The organism is Paenibacillus sp. 2TAF8 (assembly GCF_052114825.1).
Classification (GTDB): domain Bacteria; phylum Bacillota; class Bacilli; order Paenibacillales; family Paenibacillaceae; genus Paenibacillus.
The window spans coordinates 211214-236765 of record NZ_JBFRFN010000005.1 but is presented as its reverse complement, the minus strand read 5'-3'; the positions used below and the strand labels follow the sequence as shown (position 1 = coordinate 236765).

At 45.4% G+C, this 25552-nt stretch carries 23 protein-coding genes and 2 pseudogenes; 16 read left to right on the top strand and 9 right to left on the bottom strand.

Annotated features, from left to right (window positions below):
• The first annotated feature begins 76 nt into the window (after positions 1–76).
• Positions 77–2560, top strand: coding sequence for an EAL domain-containing protein (locus AB4Z30_RS09940; RefSeq protein ID WP_441925745.1), 2484 nt, complete (start codon positions 77–79; stop codon positions 2558–2560).
• A gap of 75 nt (positions 2561–2635) precedes the next feature.
• Here the strand turns inward: AB4Z30_RS09940 and AB4Z30_RS09935 are convergent.
• Positions 2636–3004, bottom strand: a pseudogene (locus tag AB4Z30_RS09935) (SpoVR family protein); the annotation flags it as partial.
• A gap of 84 nt (positions 3005–3088) precedes the next feature.
• Between AB4Z30_RS09935 and AB4Z30_RS09930 the strand changes: the two are divergent.
• The gene (locus tag AB4Z30_RS09930) at positions 3089–3334 is read left to right on the top strand and encodes a hypothetical protein (RefSeq protein WP_441925743.1); all 246 of its coding nucleotides are present in this window, start codon (positions 3089–3091) and stop codon (positions 3332–3334) included.
• Between the two features lie 78 nt (positions 3335–3412).
• Here the strand turns inward: AB4Z30_RS09930 and AB4Z30_RS09925 are convergent, their stop codons facing one another.
• Positions 3413–3826 carry a hypothetical protein gene (locus tag AB4Z30_RS09925; RefSeq protein WP_441925741.1) on the bottom strand — a complete coding sequence of 138 codons (414 nt, stop codon included), beginning with the start codon at positions 3824–3826 and terminating at the stop codon, positions 3413–3415.
• A 1441-nt stretch (positions 3827–5267) separates the two neighbouring features.
• On the opposite strand from AB4Z30_RS09925, the pseudogene AB4Z30_RS09920 reads away from it, so the two are divergent.
• Positions 5268–5400, top strand: a pseudogene (locus AB4Z30_RS09920) (IS200/IS605 family transposase); the annotation flags it as partial.
• A 159-nt stretch (positions 5401–5559) separates the two neighbouring features.
• Here the strand turns inward: AB4Z30_RS09920 and AB4Z30_RS09915 are convergent.
• Both AB4Z30_RS09915 and yhbH read right to left on the bottom strand, forming a co-directional pair.
• Complete coding sequence (locus tag AB4Z30_RS09915; RefSeq protein WP_441925739.1) at positions 5560–6996, bottom strand: SpoVR family protein; 1437 nt, start codon at positions 6994–6996, stop codon at positions 5560–5562.
• Positions 6993–8159 (bottom strand): sporulation protein YhbH, encoded by a 1167-nt coding sequence (gene yhbH / locus AB4Z30_RS09910; protein WP_123065012.1) that lies wholly within the window; start codon positions 8157–8159, stop codon positions 6993–6995. The genes AB4Z30_RS09915 and yhbH overlap by 4 nt, the downstream gene beginning before the upstream one ends.
• Before the next feature lie 258 nt (positions 8160–8417).
• Here yhbH and AB4Z30_RS09905 point away from each other — a divergent pair, with 258 nt between their 5' ends.
• The 9 genes from AB4Z30_RS09905 to AB4Z30_RS09865 all read left to right on the top strand — a co-directional run bounded on the left by AB4Z30_RS09905 (position 8418) and on the right by AB4Z30_RS09865 (position 18364).
• Positions 8418–9758 carry an MFS transporter gene (locus AB4Z30_RS09905; protein ID WP_441925736.1) on the top strand — a complete coding sequence of 447 codons (1341 nt, stop codon included), beginning with the start codon at positions 8418–8420 and terminating at the stop codon, positions 9756–9758.
• Positions 9759–10106: 348 nt separating this feature from the next.
• Positions 10107–11375, top strand: coding sequence for a sulfotransferase family protein (locus AB4Z30_RS09900; protein ID WP_441925734.1), 1269 nt, complete (start codon positions 10107–10109; stop codon positions 11373–11375).
• Positions 11372–13300 (top strand): asparagine synthase-related protein, encoded by a 1929-nt coding sequence (locus tag AB4Z30_RS09895; RefSeq protein WP_441925732.1) that lies wholly within the window; start codon positions 11372–11374, stop codon positions 13298–13300. The genes AB4Z30_RS09900 and AB4Z30_RS09895 overlap by 4 nt, the downstream gene beginning before the upstream one ends.
• Positions 13301–13336: 36 nt before the next feature.
• A complete protein-coding gene (locus AB4Z30_RS09890; protein ID WP_441925730.1) occupies positions 13337–13474 on the top strand; it encodes a paeninodin family lasso peptide in 138 nt (45 codons plus the stop codon).
• A 135-nt stretch (positions 13475–13609) separates the two neighbouring features.
• Positions 13610–14557, top strand: coding sequence for an aldolase (locus AB4Z30_RS09885; protein ID WP_441925728.1), 948 nt, complete (start codon positions 13610–13612; stop codon positions 14555–14557).
• Entirely contained in the window at positions 14554–14853 is a 300-nt protein-coding gene (locus AB4Z30_RS09880) for a lasso peptide biosynthesis PqqD family chaperone (RefSeq protein WP_441925726.1), read from the top strand. The genes AB4Z30_RS09885 and AB4Z30_RS09880 overlap by 4 nt, the downstream gene beginning before the upstream one ends.
• Before the next feature lie 4 nt (positions 14854–14857).
• Complete coding sequence (locus AB4Z30_RS09875) at positions 14858–15343, top strand: lasso peptide biosynthesis B2 protein (RefSeq protein WP_441925724.1); 486 nt, start codon at positions 14858–14860, stop codon at positions 15341–15343.
• Positions 15333–16529, top strand: a complete 1197-nt coding sequence (locus AB4Z30_RS09870) for a nucleotidyltransferase domain-containing protein (RefSeq protein WP_441925722.1) — start codon at positions 15333–15335, stop codon at positions 16527–16529. The genes AB4Z30_RS09875 and AB4Z30_RS09870 overlap by 11 nt, the downstream gene beginning before the upstream one ends.
• Complete coding sequence (locus AB4Z30_RS09865; protein WP_441925720.1) at positions 16526–18364, top strand: ABC transporter ATP-binding protein; 1839 nt, start codon at positions 16526–16528, stop codon at positions 18362–18364. The genes AB4Z30_RS09870 and AB4Z30_RS09865 overlap by 4 nt, the downstream gene beginning before the upstream one ends.
• A 173-nt stretch (positions 18365–18537) precedes the next feature.
• Here the strand turns inward: AB4Z30_RS09865 and cysC are convergent, their stop codons facing one another.
• The gene (gene cysC / locus AB4Z30_RS09860; RefSeq protein WP_441925718.1) at positions 18538–19167 is read right to left on the bottom strand and encodes an adenylyl-sulfate kinase; all 630 of its coding nucleotides are present in this window, start codon (positions 19165–19167) and stop codon (positions 18538–18540) included.
• Positions 19168–19316: 149 nt separating this feature from the next.
• On the opposite strand from cysC, the gene AB4Z30_RS09855 reads away from it, so the two are divergent.
• Positions 19317–19724, top strand: a complete 408-nt coding sequence (locus tag AB4Z30_RS09855; protein ID WP_441925716.1) for a hypothetical protein — start codon at positions 19317–19319, stop codon at positions 19722–19724.
• Positions 19725–19824: 100 nt separating this feature from the next.
• Positions 19825–20604 carry a delta-lactam-biosynthetic de-N-acetylase gene (pdaA, locus tag AB4Z30_RS09850; protein ID WP_441925714.1) on the top strand — a complete coding sequence of 260 codons (780 nt, stop codon included), beginning with the start codon at positions 19825–19827 and terminating at the stop codon, positions 20602–20604.
• 331 nt (positions 20605–20935) lie between these two features.
• On the opposite strand, the gene AB4Z30_RS09845 is transcribed toward pdaA, so the two are convergent.
• The gene (locus AB4Z30_RS09845; protein ID WP_441925712.1) at positions 20936–21784 is read right to left on the bottom strand and encodes a DegV family protein; all 849 of its coding nucleotides are present in this window, start codon (positions 21782–21784) and stop codon (positions 20936–20938) included.
• Positions 21785–21896: 112 nt separating this feature from the next.
• Entirely contained in the window at positions 21897–22373 is a 477-nt protein-coding gene (locus AB4Z30_RS09840) for a hypothetical protein (RefSeq protein ID WP_441925710.1), read from the bottom strand.
• Between the two features lie 183 nt (positions 22374–22556).
• Between AB4Z30_RS09840 and AB4Z30_RS09835 the strand changes: the two genes are divergently transcribed.
• Positions 22557–22943: a DUF423 domain-containing protein gene (locus tag AB4Z30_RS09835; protein WP_441925708.1), complete on the top strand. Its 387-nt coding sequence runs from the start codon at positions 22557–22559 to the stop codon at positions 22941–22943.
• Positions 22944–23094: 151 nt separating this feature from the next.
• Here the strand turns inward: AB4Z30_RS09835 and AB4Z30_RS09830 are convergent, their stop codons facing one another.
• Positions 23095–23694 carry a hypothetical protein gene (locus tag AB4Z30_RS09830; protein ID WP_441925706.1) on the bottom strand — a complete coding sequence of 200 codons (600 nt, stop codon included), beginning with the start codon at positions 23692–23694 and terminating at the stop codon, positions 23095–23097.
• A gap of 271 nt (positions 23695–23965) precedes the next feature.
• On the opposite strand from AB4Z30_RS09830, the gene AB4Z30_RS09825 reads away from it, so the two are divergent.
• Complete coding sequence (locus AB4Z30_RS09825) at positions 23966–24268, top strand: YunC family protein (protein ID WP_441925704.1); 303 nt, start codon at positions 23966–23968, stop codon at positions 24266–24268.
• Positions 24269–24481: 213 nt separating this feature from the next.
• On the opposite strand, the gene mtnA is transcribed toward AB4Z30_RS09825, so the two are convergent.
• Entirely contained in the window at positions 24482–25546 is a 1065-nt protein-coding gene (gene mtnA / locus AB4Z30_RS09820; RefSeq protein WP_441925702.1) for an S-methyl-5-thioribose-1-phosphate isomerase, read from the bottom strand.
• Between the last annotated feature and the right edge of the window lie 6 nt (positions 25547–25552).

The following is a 25552-nucleotide window of genomic DNA, read 5'->3' as shown; positions in this document are numbered from 1 at the left end:
TCATCCAGACAGCGCACTCGCTTCTTTTTTACATTCACATACATATGAGGATCGCCCGGCTGAAAGGAAAGAGTGAGTGGAGCACATACATGGCACGTACAACCTACAACTTGTTATTTTATCCTATATCATTGCATCGGTAGCCTCTTATGCAGCACTTGATCTTGCAGGCCGTGTATCTCTGACGAGCGGAAGGGCACGTCACTGGTGGGTTGCTTGCGGCGCTATCTCGATGGGGCTTGGCATCTGGTCAATGCACTTTGTTGGCATGCTTGCTTTTGTGCTACCTATGCACGTTTCATATTCCACAGATCAAGTCATTTTGTCCGTTTTGCTTGCTATTGCTGCATCGGGGGTGGCACTGGATTTTGCCGGCCGTCAGTCCAATAAAATCAGTACGCTCGTGATTGCGGGCTTGCTGATGACAACAGGAATTACCTCCATGCATTACGTAGGGATGGCAGCGATGTCAATTACTGTGACGTACAAGCCTGTTCTAGTATCTTTATCGATTCTTATTGCAGCCGCTGCTTCGTTTGCCGCACTGTGGCTTATGTTTTATTTTAACCGCCGGGACTCGAAGCGTGATTGGGTTTACAAAATTGGCAGCGGATTTATTATGGGTCTTGGCATTACAGGCATGCATTATACCGGGATGGCAGCTGCACATTTTCATCAAGCTGCAGTAATTCCTGAGAGCTTGAGCAGACAAATGGAGGCAGAGGTTCTTGCTTATCTGATTACAGCAGGTTCATTTATTACGATAGGACTAACAATACTTGGCAATTTTATTAATCAGCGGATGTCCCAGAAGGATCAGCGTATTCGTGAGAACGAACAGTGGTATCAAGCACTGTACCATAATCATTCGGATGCCATCGTTTCCGTGGATCGCGAGGGTATCATTAAAGGTATTAATGCAGTAGTCACTACAATTACTGGATATCCTGAGAAAAGGGTAATTGACCGCCCAATTAATCAAATCATTGAGCAGATCAGTGTCGAGTGTTCGAGTAATGATAACGCTCGCACATGGGACAACCAGGAATTGCAACAGCGGCATTACATTGCGAAAATGAGAAATACACGAAATGAGATTCTAGACCTTAGCATTGCGGTCATTCCAGTCATTATTGATGAAAACCATGTCGGCAGCCATATTCTGATTAAAGATATTACGGAAGAGACCCAAGCTCAGGAAAACATCCGTCATCAGGCTCTGCATGATCCGCTTACAGGGCTGCCTAATCGACGCAAGCTGGATGAAGTGCTGGCTTCTACGATACAAGTATGTGAACAAAAACAGCATAAGTTTGCTGTGATGGTTATGGATATCGACCGCTTCAAAATGATTAATGACTCCTTGGGCCATTCTATTGGAGATATTTTTTTGAAAGAAGTGAGCAACCGAATTGTAACGATTATTGAAGCTTCGCATCCGGAGGCAATGTCTAATGTTACGCTGGCCCGAATGGGCGGGGATGAGTTTACAATGGTGGTCACAGGAGAACAAGCGAATGAGCTGCAAGTTGTTCATTTGGCAGAACAGATTGTTCAAGCGATTCAGCAACCTTATCGTTTAAAGGAAAATGATTTTTATGTAACAGCCAGTATCGGTATTGCCATGTACCCTGAACATGGGGTAGGAACGGATGCCTTGATTAAACATGCGGATTCCGCAATGTATGAGGTGAAGAAAAATGGCAAGAACGGCTACCAGTTCTATACGGCCCAGCTCGACTCTGAACTTTATGAACGAATTGAGTTGGAGGGTTATCTAAGGAAAGCGCTGGAGCGCAATGAGATGGTGCTGTACTATCAGCCGCAGATACGCACAGAGGACAGTCAAATGATCGGGGTTGAAGCTCTGATTCGCTGGCAGCACCCGATTAAAGGCCTACTTGCACCCGATGTATTTATCCCGCTGGCTGAAGAGACTGGCATGATCTATGAGATCGGCAACTGGACGCTTCGTGAAGCTTGCCAGCAGATGAAACTCTGGCATGCCAGCGGAGGACCGCTCATCCCGGTGTCTGTCAACTTGTCCAGTCAGCAATTTCACCAGTCCAACCTTGTGGAGCAGGTAAAGAATGCTTTAACTGAGACAGGGCTGGAAGCCAAATATCTGGAACTGGAAATCACAGAGAGCATGATGATGGATGCAGCAGTGTCCACGGCAATTCTAAACGAGCTTTCTGCTTTAGGTGTGAAGATCAGTCTGGATGATTTCGGCACGGGATACAGCTCACTAAGTTATCTGAAGCATTTCCCGATCCACAAACTCAAGATCGACCGCTCGTTTGTCACGGATATTACCGAAAGCCACAGTGATCAGGCGATCGTAGCCACGATTATCTCGATGGCCCAGAATCTTAAGATGGAAGTGATCGCAGAAGGGATTGAGACCAAAGGCCAGCTCGATATTCTGATGCAAAATGATTGTCGGGAGATTCAGGGTTACTATTTTAGCAGGCCATTACCAGCAAGCGAAGTGGAAAATATTTTCTTTGTACCCTTGCGTTTGCTTGGGGAACGTAACACGGTGTTTCATTCGGTATAAACGGCCAAGAGGCAAGTTCCTGAGTTGTATCTGGAACTTGCCTCTTTTTGATTATAGAAGTATGACTGCTTGTGTCTATAAAAACTTGCGGTGGTGCTTTTTGCCGTCATAGGTGAACCAGATCGGTTTATCCTCCACACGGGTCTCCACGTGCACCGTACGTCCCCAGAGGCGGTACAGATACGGGAGTGTGCGCTCCATGTATTTCAAATCCAGCTCGATGCCCTCATATTGATGTTTCAATACGAGTTCGCCAGTACGCAGATAGTCTGCATCTTGTACGACCAGATACGGAGAGCCGCCGTTAATGCGGGAAAATACAAGCTGGTCGCGGATGTTTTCCCAGGACTTGTCGGTGATTTTCCAGTCCGGGCCTTTTTTCTCAAACACGTAGAGATCGAGATCCTCAGTTAACTTTTTGGTCATGTAGTTACGGATAAAGGCTATTATCCAGAAATACGGTGACGATTCGGAATACCGGAAGATGATGAATACCGGATTGCTTGTCGTTATGTATGGAACGTCAATGTGGACGCTATTAGTTCAATTGGGCATAACGGTCGAAGAGATAAACAGTTCATCGAACATTTCTATATTGTTACAGTGGGGACAGTACATGACGAAGCGCTTCTTCAAGTGGAAAGCACGATTACGCGTGAAGAAATAGCCGCGATCAAAGCTTGTATGACAAATGTTGCAACACTTGATGTACCGTTGAAGGTTGATGTTGAAATTATGCAACGATGGGGTGAAGGAATTAAGCAGGAAGATTAATCTGGAACGATTTACGTAGGACACCATATGTGTAGATTAAAAAACAGCCGTATAGGCTGTTAGAAAAAGCATGGTATGTTAAGAGTCTTTTAAAAGTAACTCGCATAATTCTGAAAACATGGATTGTCTATGCATTGCTTTTAATAGATACTTTGGGTTAATATCACTATTCATAATTTTGTCTATATATCCGCAAAATTCGTGGTAATTAGGCATATTATTTACATTTAATTCTTGGACAGTTATTCCATGATTTTGCAACTTATTTAATATGTTATCAGAAATTAAAGCAGTAGTATCATTTATTTCGCGGTTGTCTACTAAATAGCGGCGGCGTGAATTCATTGAAATCATTAAAGAGTTCAGTAAGTTTGTTTGATCTTCTGTTACCTCATGATCGAGTAGATACATGAAATAAGGGTGACTATCACCGCCTATTACCATTTTCATCAGTTTGATTTGATACTTCAACAGTTCAATTTCTTTGTTCAAAAGATCGCTTCCTTTATTTATTTATTTATTTATTTATTTAATAGTGTAGCAAGGCGCTAGAGGACTTACAAATTAATTAAAGAAGAATGCCAGCAATTACCCGAGCATAGCCTTGTGGTATATCACATTGGAATATTAAGAAATCTATCAATTTCTTTTCGATCTCGTCAGTGACAGAATCGAGGAAATCAGCTATTTTGCTAGAATGCTTAGATAAGTATTTAGCTTCTTTACTAGCAACTCCTAACCAGTCTAACAGAGTGTCAAGAGCTTCTCCACCATGTCGCAATGCTTTGACAACAATAGTCTTTTTAAAACCCATTGCATCAACTGTGTCATTAGCAGGTTCTTCAACTATAGTTGGTTGTGGAAAGTGTGGTTGTACTCGATCTTGTGGATTAGCAGCATAAGTTAACGACGGAGCAACTACGCCAAGACCTAAAGCTACTACTAATGTAGCAGCAACATACTTGATTTTTTTTGAATATCAATATATTACACCTTTATACTATTTTTTCCTCTAGAGCCTTTTTTGAATATAAATGGGCGTGTATTAAATGTCAATAAAATACTTAATTTTACTATATTATATTATTTACTCTATTTTTAGTCATTTCTTGTCTAACTGCTTAAAGAAATCGGCTTCAAAGGGGGAATCATGGAAAAGAAATCGCTTATCACTAAAAAGGGAAAGGACGTGAAAACTGAAATCGGGAAGGAAAAGAAAACAATGCGGAGCGGTCGTTCATACGGTCGCCAAGCGGAAGTAATCGTTTCGGAACGCGGTCAAGAAATGGTCGCCATCATGAAAGAACACTTCGATCGTTTTCACCTGTTACCCGAACAATTCGATAAGCCGCTTGAAATGGCGCTGCTTAACATGGAACTTCGGAACCTGACGAATCCGAAACGAATCAATTTCGAACGCGGTCTTGTAACGTTCTCGCCGTCGTCCGCGTCCAAATGCGAACGGGAATTGTTCTATAAGGCGTTGAAAGTCGATAAGGACGAACAAGTAATGTTCCCGTATCAGAAACGTTGGGTTCGTAACGGTTCCGCGATTCACGGCGCTGTTCAAAAGGATCTGATTTATGCCGAGCGTATGGAAGCCGCGAAGTTTACCGTTGACCGTATGCCCGACAAAACGCCCGCATGGGAACACAACTTGAAGGACGTTAAGCAAGTCGAGCATAACGGCATTCGATTCCAAATCTTCCGCATGATGGACGGTATTCTTGTTTACAAGGACGGTTCGAAGGTTGGCTTCGAGTTCAAGACGAAATCAACGACGTTGGGTGCGATTGGCGAATACAAAATGAAGGACGCCCAAGACGGGCATAAAGAAAAATGCGTTTCTTATTCGATTCTCTTCGACGTGGACGAGTTCTATTTGACGTATGAAAGTCTTGCTAAGGATGGATGGAACAAAGGCGAAGAAGCTAAAGTGGGTCTAAATGAAGCAATTGTGAGAAAGTATATTCTTGAGCAAGAAGCTTATGGTCAGGCGGTAGATAAGCAGAATGTAAAAGTAATACGAAGATCCATTCAGTAGTAATCGGAGGCAAAAGAAGTAAAACGAGTTTAACTGGTAAGTGAAGGTGACAAATAACACTGAGAACAACCTTGCTGTCAGGCTAGCGTTTTTAGGCAGAGTTTGGAAACAGGGGGTATACTCCGAGAGAAAACCACCCGTTGGACGGGTGGTCATGATTTCAAAATATTATCACTCCAACCTATAAAAACTTGCGGTGGTGCTTTTTGCCGTCATAGGTGAACCAGATCGGTTTATCCTCCACACGGGTCTCCACGTGCACCGTACGTCCCCAGAGACGGTACAGATACGGTAGCGTGCGCTCCATGTATTTCAGATCCAGTTCGATGCCCTCATACTGATGTTTTAATACGAGTTCGCCGGTACGCAGATAGTCTGCGTCCTGTACGACCAGATACGGTGAGCCGCCGTTAATACGGGAAAATACAAGCTGGTCGCGGATGTTTTCCCAAGACTTATCGGTAATTTTCCAGTCCGGGCCTTTTTTCTCGAAAACGTAGAGGTCGAGATCTTCGGTTAACTTTTTGGTCATGTAGTTACGGATAAAGGAAGTATCTGAATCGAACTCGCGTACCTCGAACATTTTGGCCCGGCCTTGCCCAGGCTGGCGTCCCCATCGCTCCTGCTCCTCACGGGTGGGGTGATCCCAGCGCCGTTCAATGTCTTCGAAGATTTTCAGTCCCAGGTAATATGGATTCAAACTTTGCTTGGACGGCTGTACAACGGAAGAGTTCAGCTTGGCAAATTCGATCGTATCCTCACTGCTTAAGTCGAGTTCTCTTATAATACGTTGATGCCAGTAGGAGGCCCAGCCTTCGTTCATGATTTTGGTCTCCATCTGTGGCCAGAAATAAAGCATCTCTTCCCGCATCATACTCATAATATCCCGCTGCCAGTCAGTGAGGACCTCCGAGAACTCCTGAATGAACCACATAATATCCTTCTCCGGCTCCGGTGGGAAGTGATGCACCTGTAAGCTGTCCGTGGGCTTTTCTTCAGCCTGCAGATTGTCTAGCGACCACAGATCGTCATATTGACCTTCCGGTTTAGGTGGTTTCTCACCACGCTGTTCCCGGATTTTCATCTCCATGTAACGCTGTTTGTCAAGATGCCGGGGTTTGATGAGCTGCGGGTCCACATGTTCCTGAATGGCAATCACCGCATCGATAAAGGATTCAACAGCCTCTGTACCATATTCCATCTCATAGTTGCTGATCCGATCTGCCGTGGCAGCCATACTCTCCACCATATTGCGATTGGATTTGGAGAAGCGGGCGTTGTTTTTGAAAAAGTCACAGTGTGCGAGCACGTGGGCGACGATTAATTTATTCTGAATCAGAGAGTTGCCATCCAGCAGGAAGGCGTAACAAGGGTTGGAGTTGATGACGAGTTCATAAATTTTGCTCAGGCCAAAATCATATTGCATTTTCATCTTGTGAAACGTTTTGCCAAAGCTCCAGTGGCTGAACCTCGTTGGCATGCCGTAAGCACCAAAGGTGTAGATGATATCCGACGGGCAGATCTCGTAGCGCATCGGGTAATAATCGAGGCCGAATCCATCGGCAATCTCCATAATTTCAGCAATAGCGTATTCCAGTTCACGGATTTCATCGGTCATCCTAGGCTGCCTCCTTCTCTTTTTTGAAAAAAGCTGCGGAGCGCTTTGTACACTTCGCCTTTTTCCTTGATGACGTAATACATAAACTGATCCATCTTAATATGGCGGTAGGCGGACATAAGTGTACTACTGCGGTTGTATTGGTTGACTTCACCATAACCGAACATGTTGCTGCGCTTCATTAATTCGCCGATCAACTTCACACACCGCTCATTATCCGAGGTCAGATTATCGCCGTCTGAGAAGTGGAAGGGGTAGATGTTATAACTCGAAGGAGGATAACGTTTGTCGATAATATCCAGTGCCTTCATRTATACAGAGGAGCAGATCGTACCTCCGCTCTCGCCGCGAGTGAAAAATTCTTCTTCCGTCACTTCTTTGGCTTCCGTGTGGTGAGCCAGAAACACAATTTCGACTTTCTCATACTGACGACGAAGAAAACGTGTCATCCAGAAGAAAAAGCTGCGGGCGCAATATTTTTCAAATGATCCCATCGACCCGGATGTATCCATCATGGCAATAATGACCGCATTGGACTGGGGAATGATTTTGTCTTCCCACGTCTTGTAACGGAGATCATCTGGACTGATGTGATGAATGCCTGGATTGCCCGTTGTTGCATTGCGGCGCAGATTCTCCAATATCGTACGTTTCTTGTCAATGTTGGACTGCATGCCTTTTTTGCGAATATCGTTGAAGACCACGGTATGTGTCTCGATCAGATCCTTATCCTTTTGTTTCAGATCCGGCAATTCCAGTTCGGCAAAAAGGATATCTTCTAATTCCTCGATGCTGACCTCAGCTTCCACAATGTCATGACCTGGTTGATCGCCGGCTTTTTCGCCTTTGCCTGGCTTCTGGGACGCAGGATCACGGCCAATGACATCACCGACCTGGCTATCGCCGTCCCCCTGACCGACATGTTTTTGCTTCTGGTAGTTATAGACAAAACGGTACTCATCCAGACTACGGATGGGTACCTTGATGATTTGTTGTCCATCGGACATGATGATATTTTCTTCAGTAATCAGATCGGGCAGATTTTGCTTAATGACATCTTTCACCTTTTGCTGATGGCGCTGCTGGTCTTGGTACCCTTTGCGGTGAAGCGACCAATCTTCCCGGGATACGACGAAAGAGTAAGGCTGGTGTGAATTTGACATGTAGGCACCCCCCATTGATTACGCGGCACAGTTTGGCCTGTCGGTAATTAAGTATATTCACGGGCGGGGATGATATGTGATGCGATCTCAACTAAAATGAATGAACTGCGCTGAATTCGTTTTTATAATAGGTTAAAGCGAGGTATATGTTTAAGTTTTACAAAAATCATGATCATATGTGATATCTTTCCTTTACAATAGAGAAAAAGGTCTGATTCTGAGCATCGAACCCAGATGCATGTAAAGGAAGGATTAAGTGTGGATAAACGTGCAGTAAAAGCCTGGATTATGTATGACTGGGCCAATTCGGCTTATGCAACAACCGTACTGGCAGCGGTATTGCCTGTATTCTATGCTTCTGTGGCTGCGGCAACACTGGACAAAGAGACTGCGGCTTCTTACCTTGCTTATACACATTCGATTGGAATGTTATGTGTGGCGCTGTTAACCCCGCTGCTGGGAACACTGGCTGATCTATCGGGACGAAAAGGGGATTTCCTGCGTGTATTTGCGATAACGGGAATTGTTGCGACGCTCGGCTTCAGTGCAATTGGAGAAGGAGACTGGTTGCTTGCGTCTGCTCTGCTCGTATTATCCACGATTGGATTTGCCGGTGGGAATACGTTCTATGATGCGATGTTACCCGATTTAGTTCCTACAGAACGAAGAGATATGGTGTCCTCCAAAGGTTACGCCTATGGTTATATTGGCGGAGGGCTCCTTCTTGCAATCAATCTGTTAATGATTCAGCAGCCGGGCTGGTTCGGAATGCCGAGTACACTTGCCGGCACGCGACTTGCATTTATTTCGGTTTCACTTTGGTGGCTGCTGTTTTCTATTCCAATCTTTCGGCATGCACCCAAACGGCCTGCTTCGCCTGATCTGCCTGCATCGTGGACTGGTTACACGAAGGTTGGTGTAAGGAGATTACGGCAAACCTTCGGGCAAATACGACGTTTTCCGCAACTACTTCGAATGTTGGTGGCATTCTGGTTTTTTAATGACGGGATCAACACCATCATTCTGATGGCCACGATCTATGGGACAAGCATTGGCATTGGCACATCGGATTTGATGCTGGCCTTGCTAATTACGCAATTTATCGGTTTTCCGTGTACGTTGCTTCTGGGTGCATGGGCGCAACGGTGGGGAGCGAAGCAAGTATTGTTGGTAAGTTTGAGTGTCTATATTTGTATCGTTATTCTGGGTTACTTTATGACCCAAGCGCTTCACTTTTATGTGCTCGCTGGGTTGGTTGGCGTTGTGCAGGGGATTAGTCAATCAACAGCGCGTTCCCTATTCAGCAATCTGATGCCAGCTGGACGAACGGGTGAGTACTTTGGATTTGTTAACATTACAGGGAAGTTCGCTTCGATCTTTGGCCCATTTGTATTTGGGTACGTGGGACAGATTACAGGTTCTACCCGTTGGGGGATTCTGTCACTGATCTTCTTTTTTGTAGCCGGCATTGCGGTATTGTTGACTGTACAGGTGCAGAAAGGAATGCAGGATGCCCGGTCAGCCGACCAGGAAGAACTGGAACGTATGCAAGGCCTAGGTATGGCTGGAAAAGGGAAGGATGTTACCTTTACCGGATAAAGTTTAGTTTGGTTAGATTAAGTTAGGTTAGGCTAGTTAGATTAGGTTTGATATTGTAATCGTTTCGTGTCTCTTATTGATTATCTCGGTCTCTGGATTCTGTTTATCTCATAACAGGAACTGGAGGCTTTTTTGCAATGTTACGTACTTAGATCAGGGGCAAGCGAATAAATTATGAAAAGGTGAAAATAAAAGATTGACATGATACATTTTGTATCATAGAGTAAAGGTATAAATACATATTGTATCCTAGAGTGTCGAAATTTCCTGTCATTAGCAAGGTAATGATCATTCGGTCGATCCGATCCCACCGCATATTCTTATAAATTTACAGAGGAGAGGCTGCCATTGATAGATACGCAAGGAAACGGACTTGTCTTTTTATTATGCGTTCCCCGCAGTGGCAGTTCGTTATCCACCGTTATGTTGCAAAATCATAGTCGCATATTTGCCACGCAAGAGATGTGGTTTCTGATGAATCTCGTCGATTTGTCCAAGGCTGACTCTCGCGCTTACGGTGGCAGTTCCATCATCCGTCAATTTTATCAAGCGATGGTGTCCGAAGATGTTTTCGAAAAGGCATGCAGAAGCTTTGCTCTTGAAATATATAATGGATTCCTGGAAGGGAGCGGAGCAGACTTCATCGTTGATAAATCTCCGCGTTATTATTATATGCTTGAATGGCTGGATCGGTTGTTTCCGCAGTCCAGACGCATTCATCTTCAGCGTAATCCCCTTTCTGTAGCGGCATCCTTTAAAAAAGTAAATCACCATACCGGCGAAAAATTTGATCTGATCCAGAGTCTCAATAGTTCAAAACTCAATATGAAAGCCATAGATCTGACGCTTGGATTAACTCGATTAAATGATTATTTTGCCGAGGCTCATCCATGTGCCTACGAATTGAAGTACGAGCAACTCGTCATGAGACCACAGGAAGAACTTGAGAAGTTATGCACTTTTCTAGGCATCTCTTATGAACAAGGCATGGAGCGCTATGGACAGTTTGTTCATAGTACGAAAGCTGACATGTTCTACAGTATGGGGGTAGGGGACCCATTCCTTTCATCTCATCAGGAGGCTCATCAAGGTTCGGTTAACAACTGGAAAAACATACTCAAAAGACAGGAAGTTGAATTATATTGCCGTGTACTCGGAGCGAATCTATTTCATAGGATGGGATACAGTGAACAGTTACAAGCAGCAGAACAGTGGACGGGGGTCCACTTTCAGGCGGAGCCGGATCAGGAGGTACTAGAGCGGCTTGGGAAACAGCTCGCGGTGGCTACGGAGTGCCGTTGGCAGCCGAATTACCGAATGAATGCGTTGATGGTTGGCTCACATAATCGGTCTCCGATCCAGAGAAGCAGTGAGGGACAGGAATCGGCAAAGATTGATCCGGCACTAGAAGCCGTGGCTACGATCAGACAGCTGCAAGCAGCTCTTCGAGCAGCAGATCAGCGACTGGAACGTGGGTACACGGAGCGGGAACGTTTGAAGAAGCAGCTTGATTCTGCCCAAAGTAAATTACATCGTATCAAATCATGGATACCATTTGGTCATCAAATCAGCGCCTGGGCATCCCAGCGTAAGATCGTTCGGGGAGGAAAGTCATGAGTGCCATAGCTGGAATCGTACATACAGATGGTCAGCAAGCACTATGGGAGGACAGCTGGCGGCTCTATGCGAGTCTTGGACATATCCCGGTGGATACAACAGGGGTATGGAAAGGAGATCAAGCATTCCTCAGTTGTCATGCCCAGTGGATTACGCTGGAGTCTGTGAACGAGAAATTGCCTCTTTATGATGAAGATAGTCGATTGAGTATCACCGCAGATGCCATTCTGGATAATCGGGAACAACTAGCGGATCAGTTGCAGATTTCACGATCAGAGCTGGCTGGACTGGCGGACAGCGAACTGATTCTGAGAGCGTATCAACGCTGGGGAGAAGGTGTGGCTGGTCATCTACTTGGGGACTTTGTATTTGCGATCTGGGATGAACGCCGCCGCATGTTGTTTGCTGCAAGGGATATCACGGGCATGCGGGCATTTTATTACCGACATGACGGTCCACGATTTGCCTTCTGTACGTTGATGAAGCCATTGCTTGAGCTTGGAGGGGGGCAGAAGGCAATCGACGAAAATTGGTTATCCGAATTTCTGGCCATTCCCGACATGCACGATTCAGCTGATATTCATTCCACGGTGTATCGCGGAGTGAACCAGCTGCCCTCTGCGCACACGTTGACGTTTCAAAACGGAAAGATCGAACTTAGGCAGTATCATCGCTGGGATGATGTCGAACCACTTCGACTTAAATCGGATGATGAATATGTAGAAGCTTTTCGTGAAGTGTTCAGCCAAGCCGTAGGTTCTCGCTTACGGACGCATAGACAGGTTGCGGCAGCTTTAAGTGGTGGACTGGATTCAGGGGCTGTTGCGGGTTTTGCTTCCGGGACGCTCCGGAGTCAAGGGAAACAGCTTCAAGCATACAGCTACGTGCCTGTTCCGGATTTTACGGATTACACGTCGAAAACGTTACTCGCAGACGAGCGACCATTTATCCGTTCTACCGTTAATCACGTAGGCAATATCTCGGAGAACTATCTTGATTTTGAAGGACGAAGTCCGCTCAGTGAAGTGGATACGTGGCTGAACATGATGGAGATGCCTTATAAATACTTTGAAAATTCATTCTGGATCCGTGGATTTTATGAAAAAGCAAGTGAGCAGGATGCCGGTATTTTGCTGACAGGTGCACGTGGTAATTTTACGATCTCTTGGGGACCTGCACTTGATTATTACGCCAGTTTGTTGAAAAGTGGCCGTTATTTCCGCTGGTTCCGCGAGATGCAGCAATACAGCGAACGTACAGGCATGTCATTCTCACGTATCGCCCGGATCACAGGCCGTAAAGCATTCCCGGACTTTTTCAAAGGAAACAAGGGGACAGCACAGCCAGCAGGTGCCCAACTGATTCATCCGGATTTGGCCCAGAGAACGGGTGTGCTGGATCGGCTCAAATCCATTCTGGTGCTACAGGGCGGTGCACGAGCTGACGCACTTCAGGTGCGAGCCGACAAGTTCAACAATCTGGCGATCGCGAATAAAAATGGGGCTGTCGCCACCAAGTGTTCTCTCCGTTACCGGGCTTGGGAACGTGATCCAACAAGTGATCCGCGCGTGATCCAATTTTGTCTCTCTGTACCCATTGAACAGTATGTGCGTCAAGGAACGGATCGTTCTCTGATTCGCCGAGCAACGTCACCGGAATTGCCGGATAAGGTAAGGCTCAATCAGCGTGTGCGGGGAGTACAGCCAGCAGATTGGCTTCATCGTATTTTACCTGACTGGCAGGCGTTTACCTCGGAACTGCTAACCTTGTGTTCTGACAGTCAGGTAGCTGGCATATTAAACACGGATCGGATTAAATCAGCTCTCGCTAATTTTCCGAGTCCCAAGCCCGAACTGGCATCCCATCCCGATTTGCGTTTAATGATGCACAGTTTGATTGTATATCGCTTTATTAAGAAGTTTTGATCTACGGTGTAGAGCTCTTGAAAGGAGGTGAATACAATGCAAAACGAAAAAAAGGAATGGCAAGCTCCCGTTCTTGAAGTGTTGGAAGTGAATGAAACAATGGCAGGGGTAGGTTACAGACAAATCGACTGGATTACCGTCCACGATGCCGATATGTACGATCCAACGTCTTAATCTTTTAGTTTCCCCAGCTAGTTCATACTTAAAGGGCGGAAATGCAACCAATCCAGCTTTTTCGCCTCCGCCCTAATATTGAGCTTGTGAATATCAGGGCTTTTTTCATATCTATAAATGAAGGAGGCGCCCTTATTGTTGCCTTTGTACTATGAAGCATATGGTTTACGCTGGTTGAGTCAGATTCCGATGCCTGAGTTGCAGCGTGTAGCTCTGACTGCCGAAACGCAGCAGGATGTAGTTGATGTACAGATCGAGTCATTTGATCTGGCAGGGTTATGGGAGAAATGGGATGTTGGCAGCGACAACTTTGTGGCGCGTGATGGTTGTCTTTTTTTCAGAATCGAAGAAACAGGTCTGTTTTTAATGGAGCACGGGCAAAGGATCGTTGTTTCTCCGGTATCTGGAGCCGATGAGAAAAAAGTCCGGTTGTTTATCCTCGGAACATGCATGTCCATAATTATGATGCAACGTGGCATTCTTCCATTGCACGGTAGTGCAGTTGTGATTAATGGTTGGGCGTACGTATTCGTCGGTTATTCTGGAGCAGGAAAGTCCACGTTGTCAGCGGCACTGGCATCACGCGGGTACCCTCTTCTCACTGATGATGTAGTTGCCTTGACCTGGGATGCTGGAGGAAGGGCCATCGTGTCCCCTGGATATCCCCAGCAGAAATTATGGCAACCCAGTCTGGACGGTTTCGGTATGAAACAGCAGGATTATGCAACCGTGCATGCTGAAATTACGAAGTATGCCATACCGGCTCAACACTATTTTCACGAGAGAGCTGTACCACTCGCAGGCATATATGAGCTTGTACCACAACCGGACCACGAACCCGGGCCTGTGCAACTGGAAGCGGTTAGCGGACTTGAACGTCTTCACTTGCTCTGCTCTCATACTTTTCGTGTTGGACTGGTGATGCGTCAGGGACTTGCCCAATGGCTGTTCGAAACAGCTTCAAAACTCTCAGCCAGTGTGGAGATCAGTAGAATAAGGCGAACCGGTTCAAATTTCACGGCGTTTGCAATGGTGGATCAGATCTTCGAACATATACGCAAAGGAGTGCATACAGAAATATGACAGCCATTACACCCATTCATGCAAAGGATGTAGTAACCCGGAAGGAGGGCAATTTGGTCAGTGATATGGGCGGTGAAAAGGTAATGATGAGCATCAGTTCCGGCAAATATTACAACCTGGGCAGCACAGGCGGACGGATATGGGAAATGATTACGGAGCAGAGAACGCTGGACGAACTGATCGAGACTCTTGCTTCAGAGTATAACGTTGATCCGGATCAATGCCGCGAACAGGTTGTGCCTTTTTTGGAGCACCTTTTACGTGAAGGTTTAATCGATATTTCCCGCGGAGTGTAGGACGATGCTGCTTGGTAAAGTAAGGGCATATTTCTCACTCTCGGGTACGATGCGGCGTTTGATATGGGAGTCTTATATCTTGCTGGGATGGGCACGTATCCAGAAGGCAAGACCATTTGCCAAAATTGCTCCGAGGCTGGGTACGCCCATGGTTGAGACGCCAGTTACTGGACTGAATCGCAATCAAGTGGTTGAAATAAGGAACATATCGAGAGCGCTTATGCTTGCCAGCAAGTATACATTATGGGAAAGTCAATGCCTCGTCATGGCCATAGCTGCTATGAAAATGCTGGAACGGCGTAATATCGCGAGTACGTTATATATGGGCACTGCACGGAATAAGCAAGGACAACTGATGGCACACGCCTGGCTGCGGAGCGGGAAGCTGATCGTGACAGGAGCAGATACGATGGACCAATATACGGTGGTCGGCGTGTTTGGCAATCGATGTCCTGAGAAGGGATCTGGAGAGATTGTCTATGACTCATGAAACGGAATGGTATTCAAAAGGGTTTCCGAGGGAACTCAAGCTGATCTTGAGTATGCTTAGAGGTGATCTTACAGATCTAACTTCCAAGGAGATTGCGAGCCAGATGCGCGATATCAACTGGTCTCTTTTTGTACAGCTTGTGTATCACCATCGTTTGTATTCCGTCATTTATATGAAATTAAAGAACATGGACCTTCCGTATGTTCCGGAGGCAGTGATGATGAGTTTGAAGCAGCAGTATACGACTAATACCTTCCGTATGTTGCATTTAACGGCCGAGATGGAGCAAGTGTGCGGAGCATTTCGGGAGCGGGGCATTCGTACGATTACTTTGAAAGGACCTGCTCTGGCGCATGATCTTTATGGTGATGTGTCCATGCGAACGTCCAAAGATCTGGACATTCTGATTCCAGTTCAAGAGGTCGAGACGGCGGAACGCATTCTCGCGGATCTCGGTTATCAACGCAAGGAGGGCGAGAGGGAACTTACGGTTCGCAGCTGGAAGTGGAGGGAACATCACATCTGTTATATCCATCCCGAAAAGCGGACTCAAGTGGAGGTCCATTGGCGGCTTAATCCTGACTCTGGCCGGGAAACCGATTTTGAGTTGTTATGGAAACGAAGCCGGTTCAGCTCATATACCCAGACACCTGTACGTATGTTGGAAAGAGAAGATTTGTGGGTTTATCTGGTGACACATGGTGCAAGACATGGTTGGTTCAGATTGCGGTGGTTACTAGACAYCGATCAGATGATTCGCACGATGCCTATGGATATGAAAAAGGTAGAGCGTCGTTTGAAAGCAGAGGGCCGGTTATCGATTGGTTCGCAGGCATTACATCTTGCCTCGGATCTGCTGCATACACCGCTGAGTGAGCCATACACATCGATCATGGCTATGCGAGATCGTGCGGGAAAACGATTAGYAAGAGAAGGTGCGCTGTTTATGAATGATATGCTGAACAGTCCGGAAGAACTGCACAACTATCGATCCTATTTGTTTGCCCTTCRAAGTCCCAAGCAGAAATGGTTTTTCTTTATTGAACGTTTATATCCTAGTACCTGGGACGTGCATCAACTGCCGCTTCCACGTCCTTTGTTTTTTCTATATTTTCCGTTACGTCCGTTTCTCTGGTTCTGGCGGCGTTTCAAACGAAGCTCGATGACAGAGAGGGGAAAAGTATGATTTCTGAATTAAAATATTTTATGAGAAAACTTCATCAGGTTGCCGGACCCATTTTATATTGGAATCTGCTGGCTATGATCTGTATCGGTCTAATGGAAGGAATCGGCATCTACATGCTCGTTCCTATGCTTAGTTTAATCGGTGTTTTTGAGATGGGAACGTCAGGCATACATATACCCTGGTTAACCGAGGCACTCCGTCAATTCCCGGAAAAAGGTCAATTGATTCTTGTTCTGTCCGCTTTTGTACTTATCGTCTCTGGACAGGCGTGGATGCAGCGCCTTCAGACAATCCGTAGTACCCGTATTCAGCAGCAATTCGTACGAACGCTGCGCCTGGAAACCTATAGTTCGATCCTTAGAGCACAGTGGTCTTTTTTTCTCCAAAAACGAAAATCCGATTTTAACCATATATTAACGACAGAGCTCGCGCGTGTTAGTCAGGGAACAAGTCTGATGTTGCAAATGGCAGCTTCTCTCATTTTTACGGGGATTCAGATCGGCCTGGCTTTCTGGTTATCCGCCAAGTTGACAGCACTTGTACTTGTCAGTGGTTTGTTATTATTCGTACTGTTAAGAAAGTTCGTTAAACGTGCCAAACAGATTGGGGATCAGACTTCGGAATTCTCGCAAAGCTACTATTACGGGATCACCGAGCACTTTAACGGGATTAAGGACATCAAAAGTAATATGCTGGAAAATTCACATATTCGCTGGTTTGACCGCATGTGTAGGCAGATTGAGCGTAATGTGGTGCAGTTCAGTCAACTAAACACGGGTACACAGCTCATACATCGGGTGTCTGCGGCGTTGATTATCGCGGCGTTTATCTATCTTTCTCTACAAGTGATGTCGGTGCCTCCGGCCAGCCTGCTTTTGATTATTTTAATTTTTTCACGATTATGGCCGAGATTTACTGCAATTCAGTCCAATCTGGAGTATATCAGCTCGATGCTGCCTGCATTTCGGATGGTGAGAGAGTTGCAGATACAGACGGAAAAAAGCCGTGAGATTAGTGAAAAGGATTCATGGGGACAAATGCCCCATAGTTCTGTATCTGTTGCTGCTCAGCCTGTGGTATCCATGGATCTAGTTCGCGATATCGTCTGTGAAAACGTGAATTACCGTTACGAGGGAAGTGACACGTATGCATTAAAGAACGTGCAAGCGTCTATTCCAGCTCAAGGCATGACTGCTATTGTAGGGAAGTCCGGGGCGGGGAAAAGCACACTTATTGATCTTATCATGGGTTTGGTGAAGCCTGAGGATGGTCGTATCTTGATCGACGGAAAACCTTTGAATGAGGAACAGTTATTGAACTGGAGAAGTTCGATCGGTTATGTGTCGCAAGATCCTTTTTTGTTCCATACAAGCATTCGTGAAAACTTACGTCTGGTTGATCCAAACGCAAGTGAAGAACAGATGTGGCGTGCACTTCAATTTTCCTCCTCCGCTTCATTCGTTCGCAGGCTTCCCCAAGGTTTGGATACCGTTATAGGCGACCGTGGGATACGCTTGTCGGGTGGTGAACGTCAGCGCCTGGTTTTGGCTCGAACCATGCTTCGTAATCCTTCTGTGCTCGTACTGGATGAAGCAACAAGTGCACTGGACAGTGAAAATGAACAGCATATCCATGAAGCGCTCGAACAATTGAAAGGGCATGTCACCATTATTGTCATTGCACATCGATTATCTACCATTCGAACGGCAGACCGTGTAATCGTCTTGGAAGAAGGGCGTGTCATCCAAGAGGGTGGTTATCAGCAATTATCTATGGATTCGGCAGGCACATTCAGCAAACTGCTTCATATGCAAGCTGGCGCAGCCGGACAGTAAACTGAAAGTTGTACGTTTATAGAGCGGATTAATAGAAAAGGGTTGTTAGAACGGAGTAGGGTTGAAAAAGGCGTGCCGCGGAGGGACGCCTTTCATATGTCATTTTGCTATATAAGTTGAACAAAAGAAAGGTGTAAAGAATAGTTCAACTTAGAATTGAATGTATTCATAAGTTAACGCTGATTTAGGTGTGAAGGAAGAACTAAAGCACCAATCTGTTGCAGATGCTCTACAATCTCCTGGATGGCTTCCTCAATGCTGTATTGTTCTGTATCTATGATAAATGAAGGGGACGTTGGAATATCATAGGGGGCAGAGATGCCGGTAAAATGAGGGATTTCACCTTTGCGAGCTTTTTTGTAAAGTCCCTTGGGATCACGCCGCTCACATTCTTCAATGGAACAACGGACATAGATTTCAACGAAGTCCTCCGGTTCAAACAGTTGCCGAACCATCTCCCGGTCCTCAGCGTGGGGGGAAATAAATGCCGAAAGCACAAGCAGTCCCGCGTCTACCATCAACTTGCATACTTCTCCGATACGCCGCAAGTTCTCCTGTCTGTCAGCTGCAGTAAAACCAAGATCTCGATTCAATCCATGCCGTACGTTATCACCGTCAAGTACATAACAGCGAACACCATGTTCATGCAAATATCTCTCTAGTGCAAAGGCAATAGAGGATTTGCCCGCCCCGGATAAACCTGTAAACCATATTGTGCGACTGCGATGTCCGTTGTTATTCTCCCGATCCTGCCGATTTAGACTCGATGCTTGCCAAGTAATATTACGCTCTTCCTTCGACATGTTACCCCACCTCTTTTCATCTAATCATATGTATAATATTTTAACATATTTGCTAGATTATAGCTCATGAAAATTCTCTGAAAAAGCAGCGTGAACCTTATGTATATCGGGTATAGATGTTATACATAGAGAGCAGGAGGACAAATATCATGAGTGACAACATTCAACATATTCAAGTAGGTTTCAAATGCCCTGATTGCGGTCAGGAAGTGAACACCTATTTTATGCAGCAGCAAGTCAATACGGTTCGCTGCGAAGGCTGCAATCGGGCTTACACACTCATGAAACCGACGATCGGAGATGAAATTTTACTGGATTGGGAACAGGAGGCTTTGTATCATAAGTTGCGTGCTGAGCGCTCTGAAAAGGACAACCATAATATGTCCGCACTCATCATCAAAGTGATAGAACTTCTAACCTGGAGAGATCAGGGGGACGGTCAAACTCGCGCAATCCAGACGGTAAAAGATTGGCTGGCAACCAGTGGTAAACCTCAGACTTTACTTGAGCTTTTCCATCAACCAACCTCAAATACACGCGAGAATAAACGGCTATAGCGCTAATGATTACATAAAATCGACGCTCCTGTGGAATATTACCTGAAGGTGTTTGTAGACCATGAGACAAACCGAATATTCAGGAACAGGAGCGGATAACATGAAGCGAATGGTGCTATATCTGCTGCTCGGCTTGTTAACAATTAGCATGCTGACATCACAGGCAGAAGCATCTCCCATTAACGGAGCATATCATTTTGGATTTAAGAAAAGTCAGAACGGCGAACTGCCTTCCATCGATCAGGAAGGTTTTAAATCTATACTGGAGCATAATCATGCCATCTTTTTGGGGGATACCAAACAAAAAGAACTTTATCTGACTTTTGATAATGGCTATGAGAATGGGTTCACACCTGCAATTTTGGACGTGCTACGCACGAAGAAGGTGCCAGCAGCTTTCTTTGTTACAGGACATTATTTGAAAGATCAGCCGGATCTTGTCAAACGTATGGCTGCCGAAGGGCACATTGTGGGAAATCATTCGTGGAGTCATCCTGACATGACTCGAATTTCGAACACTCAAATTAAAGAGGAACTGGAAAAAGTGAAATCCGAGGTGCAACGTCTCACTGGGCAACAAGCTACCTTTTTGCGTCCCCCTCGCGGTATTTTCAACAATCGTACACTTGCTGAGAGTTATGCGCAGGGATATGTCAATGTGTTCTGGTCTGTAGCGTATAAAGATTGGGACACCAATGTACAGCGCGGGGCGCAATATGCTCATCAGCAGGTGCAGAAACAGCTACATCCTGGAGCAGTAATTTTATTGCATTCCGTGTCTAAAGACAATACGGAGGCACTTGCAGGCATCATTGATGAAGCGCGAAAGCAAGGATATGTTTTCAAAAGTCTGGACGAATTAAAAACGAAAACATATTAATCCAAGCTTAGACAAATGCTGTAGAATTAGATGCATTGGCTTAGGATAAGGTGGGATTAACTAACGTGAATTTCGAAGAAATTAGGATATGTCTGAAACGCTGAAGAAAGCAGATTCTGCTGAATTTTCGTTCCAAACCAGAAAGTTGTTTTCGCAGGCGTGCAGGTGCACGTCGAGGGAGAGGGACACAGCAGGGGCCGAAAATGCGGTAATAGATGCACTTCAGTCGGTTTCAAGACAGGCCCTAATTCGTATAATCTCGTTTGTAATAGTAAAGGGCATGCCTGGTAATTCTGCTAAGCATGCCCTTTTTGTGCTATTTTCATTCATCCTAGTGGATGATGTTATAGATGATTCCAGTCGTTTTGGGACCGCAGTGACTGCAAACGACACAACCCGCCGTAGTTAATTCTACGCGTGCTCCGGTTTGCTCCTGCAGCGTCTTTTTCAGGTTTATTGCATCTTCCTCAGCCATGGTATGAACGACGATCATTAAATCCTTATCGATCTGTTCTTTGTTGCTGAGTGTATTTTGCAACATTTGTTCCAATGCCTTTTCTCGTTTACCGCGTACTTTGTAGGCCGGTGACATCTTACCATCGGTTACGCGAATAACGGGACGGATTTTAAGCAGGCTGCCGATCAGATTTTGCATACCGGAGCAGCGACCGCCTTTATATAAGTATTCCAGTGTATCAATAACAAACTCTGTGCGCACCGTTGGTTTCATGGCTTCAATCTGCTGAGTAATCTGGGCCAGAGTTTGCCCCTGTTCTGCTGCGTACACAGCTTTCATAACCATCAATCCAATGCCTGAGGAGAGGTTTTTGGAATCAACTACGGAAATACGTCCCTCCGGGAATTCAGAACTGGCGAGAAGAGCGTTCTGATAGGTGGAAGAAAGCTCAGAAGATAAGGAGATATAAAAGATATCGTCGCCTTGTTCTATGTAAGGTTGAAATGCGGTTATGAAATCAGCGGGTGAAGGTGCTGCTGTTTTGGGCAGTGAACCATGGAGACTTACACGTTCATATAATTGCTCTGGTTTGATCTCTTCTCCGTCTTTCAGGGATTCTTCACCAAACACCACATACAAAGGAATGATGCCGATTTCATACTGCTGGATCCACTCCGGAGCCAGATCACTGGTGCTGTCCGCAAAAATTTTGATTCTTGGCATGTCGATCTCCTTTAGAATTCAAATATTTGGTCATTCATATGTTAAGTATAACGGGGCAAAGTATAAACCGCCTAAGTTTAATTATAAAGAACCGTGACTCTCATGGGAAGCATTAGGTCAAGTATATTCCGCCAAGTAAAAGTACTGCGAACAACAAAATAAGAATCCCGTTCAAAATTGTACCAACGATGGCAAAGACTTTTCTGCGATTTTTGAGCACCAATCCAATAATACCAAGAATAGCTCCGAAAAAATTAAGGATTATACAGACGAGAAAAGCTAATGAACCCAAGACTACTGCCGGATGGATAGCAAGTTCTTCTCGGCTGATGGATGACCCCAGAAGTTCCATCGTGTTGTTCAGTGCGAGGGAAAGCAATACAAATGTCACGATATGCCCCAGTAGCCCGACGAGCCCAACAATGAAACTGGATATTCCCGGTCCCGAATGCTTCAGATTTACTGTAGATGGTTCTGCTGATTCTGGTGGAAATGTGTAGCCATCGTCATTCGTGTTATAGGGATTCGAGTTGTTAGAAGGTGATGATGAGTTATGGTTGCTTGAGTTTTGTGAATTGTAATGATCCATCAGGACTTGTCGCCTCCTTCAAAAATATCATAAGTTATTAGGATACTAAATGTTTACTACCCTGTACAGTGTCCAGCGATTCCGAAGCAAATATTCAAAAGGCATTTCTTTTACTTTATAGCTTGAATTCGCTACAATATATGGAGTCAAGGAGTTTGAAACGAATCAAGGGAGAGAATGGATATGCAACGAAGATGGATGATGCTTGGAGCCATATTAACGATGCTGTCGGTAGCGATTGGTGCTTTCGGTGCACACATGCTTAAGGACAAAATTGGTGCTAGTGCAATTGCTACTTACGAAACAGGCGTACAGTATCACATGATTCATGCGCTGGCTTTGCTTATTGTTGGATTAACCGCTGGGCAGCTAGGCACATCAACGAAGCTAAAATGGGCAGCACGTTTGCTGTTTGCAGGTATCATCATTTTTTCGGGAAGCCTGTACATACTTAGCATATCGGGTATCAAAATTTTAGGAGCCATCACACCAATTGGGGGCGTAGCTTTTATTGCTGGTTGGCTGCTGTTTGCAATGGATGTCTGGCAAAGAGGCAAGAAGGATTTTTAATATCTTTGTTACAGGAATAATCATATAATAAAAGCAACCTGTGCCCGAATGTTTCTCGCATTCCAGATCAGGTTGCTTTTTTTTGTGAACGTTGTGGTGAAAATTTAGTTCGAATGAAGTTCGTGTTAAGTATTTGTTTACATCTGTAGGCTTAGAGTAAGAACTCATCAATTTCGTTAGTTCGGAATGTGTAAACTTGTTTTTCATCCACATGGTAAATGCTAACCACATTGGTATCCCGGTCAAAATTAAGTATTCGACAAGGAATGCTTTGATGTTTGCCATGTTTGTTGTTTACGACAATTCGGGTGAGGCGATTTTCTTTAATTAAGGATTCAATCCAGGCATCGAACGAATTCGAATCAGCAACATGGGAAGTGTCAGCAGTAGATTTTTTCTTATCCACTTTTGGAGCGGATTCCTTATCAACTGTTTCTTGTGTTTTTGTTTTGGACGAAGCCGAACCAACGATCTGGTCTGACTTGCTGGAGGTTAACTCTTCGTTAGATGGTTGTAGTGACTCCATGAAATTTTGATTAGAGTCAGTAGTATTTGTCGTAGTCTGAGTCATAGCTTCAATGATATGACCAAGCTCAATTCCGGAGTGAATCCGAAAGTCCGCAATTTGTTCTTCATTGTTTATGAACGCGATCAGGGACTGCAGTGCCAATGCATTTGAACGGCTCTTAATTAGTATATCGACATTAAATAAATAGCCGACGTCATCTTGATTGGATAAGGTTTGTTTCATTCATCCCAGCCCCGTTAAATAATGTGTAAGCACGTATGTACTCTAATATACTATAGCACTAATATGATAGAAATCATAGTGCCAAAGGCTTAGAGAAGCTAGATTTTGAAACATGGACTTGCTCTTTGTTTTTCTGTTCTTATGTTCGCCTGAGGCGTTCTATAACTCATGCTCACAACTTTTCTAATTTCACGGCAGGTGTCCACACGGTGATTCATCAAAAGGCATACAATTATCGTGATCTGTTGAAGAGGAGGTGGATCGTGAGATTATGGTGACAATGGAGCCGATTGTGGTGGGAGAACATGTGCTTGTTGGGGTCGAAGTGAAACTTCCCAAAACGACACTGTTAACGATTAATACATCCAAAGGATATATCATGTGCGGCGCTCTTGATGTGGGTTTATTGAATGAGAAGCTAGGTGATCGCAAGATTGTGGCAGCACGGGCCGTAGGTGTGCGAACACTGGAGCAACTTCTTCATGCACCAATGGAATCGGTGACGACCGAGGCAGAGGCGATGGGGATCACTACGGGCATGACGGGGGTAGAAGCATTGTTAAAAATGATCTGAAGCAAGTGCCGGAGCTATCGCACACGACAGAAATAGAAAAAAGGGACGAAGTTGGATGCAATCCTTCTTGTCCCTTTTCCCTGAATATACCGAGCCATTAAGACTTTGCTGGTCTAAGTATCTCCGCTTGCGTTATTTTACAAGTTAATTAGATATTTCCCGGTAGTCTCTTTTGTAAAGTTATCTACAGTAGTTGTTCAAGCTTCTCTGGTCTTATTTCGCAAATAAAGCCGCGAGGTTATCCTGGAAAGGTGCACGAACAATACCTTTTTCCGTGATTATGGCAGTGACGTATTCGTTAGGAGTTACGTCAAAAGCCGGGTTAAATACTTTCACTCCTTGTGGTGCAGTACGCTTCCCAAATCCTTCTGTTACTTCCTCAGCAGCACGCTCTTCGATTGGAATCAGATCGCCGGACGCTGTGGATAAATCAATGGTTGATAGTGGACTTGCAACATAAAAAGGAATGTTGTGTGCCTTGGCCAGCACAGCGAGGCTGTACGTACCAATTTTGTTGGCAACATCACCATTAGCTGCTACGCGATCTGTGCCAACGATGACAGCCTGTATCCACCCTTTGGACATGACCATGCCAGCCATGTTATCACACAGCAACGTTACATCAATTCCCGCTTGCTGCAACTCAAATGCTGTCAGCCGGGCACCTTGCAGAACGGGGCGTGTCTCGTCAGCAAATACCTTCAGATGCATGCCGCGCTCCTGAGCGAGATACATCGGAGCAGTTGCCGTACCATATTTGGCTGTAGCCAGGCCACCCGCATTACAGTGAGTCAACACTCCCATACCATCCTCGAACAGAGGCAGGGCATGCTCCCCGATCATGCGACACACTTCTTCATCTTCTTTCTGAATTAACAACGCCTCTGCTTCAAGCGCATCTGTGCTTTCATCCAGACTCAGGCCAGCTTCTACCACTTGGTTAGCTTTTTGCATCATGCGATCTAGCGCCCAGAATAGATTAACCGCTGTTGGACGTGATGTCGCCAGATGTGCACAGACAGATTTCACATGATCGAGCCAACCTTGAATGGCGATGCCATCGTAAGCTTTGGCTCCGAGCACCACACCGAAGGCTGCTGCGATACCAATGGCAGGCGCGCCGCGTACTTTCATGGAATGGATGGATTCCCATACTTCCTCAGGGGTGTACAGTTTCAGCATCAGAATCGTTTCGGGCAGTAGACGCTGATCGAGCATTTCAAGCTTGTCCTTTTTCCAATTTAGCGAAGACAGAGGCTGATGTTCAGGGGTTGTCATGGATGT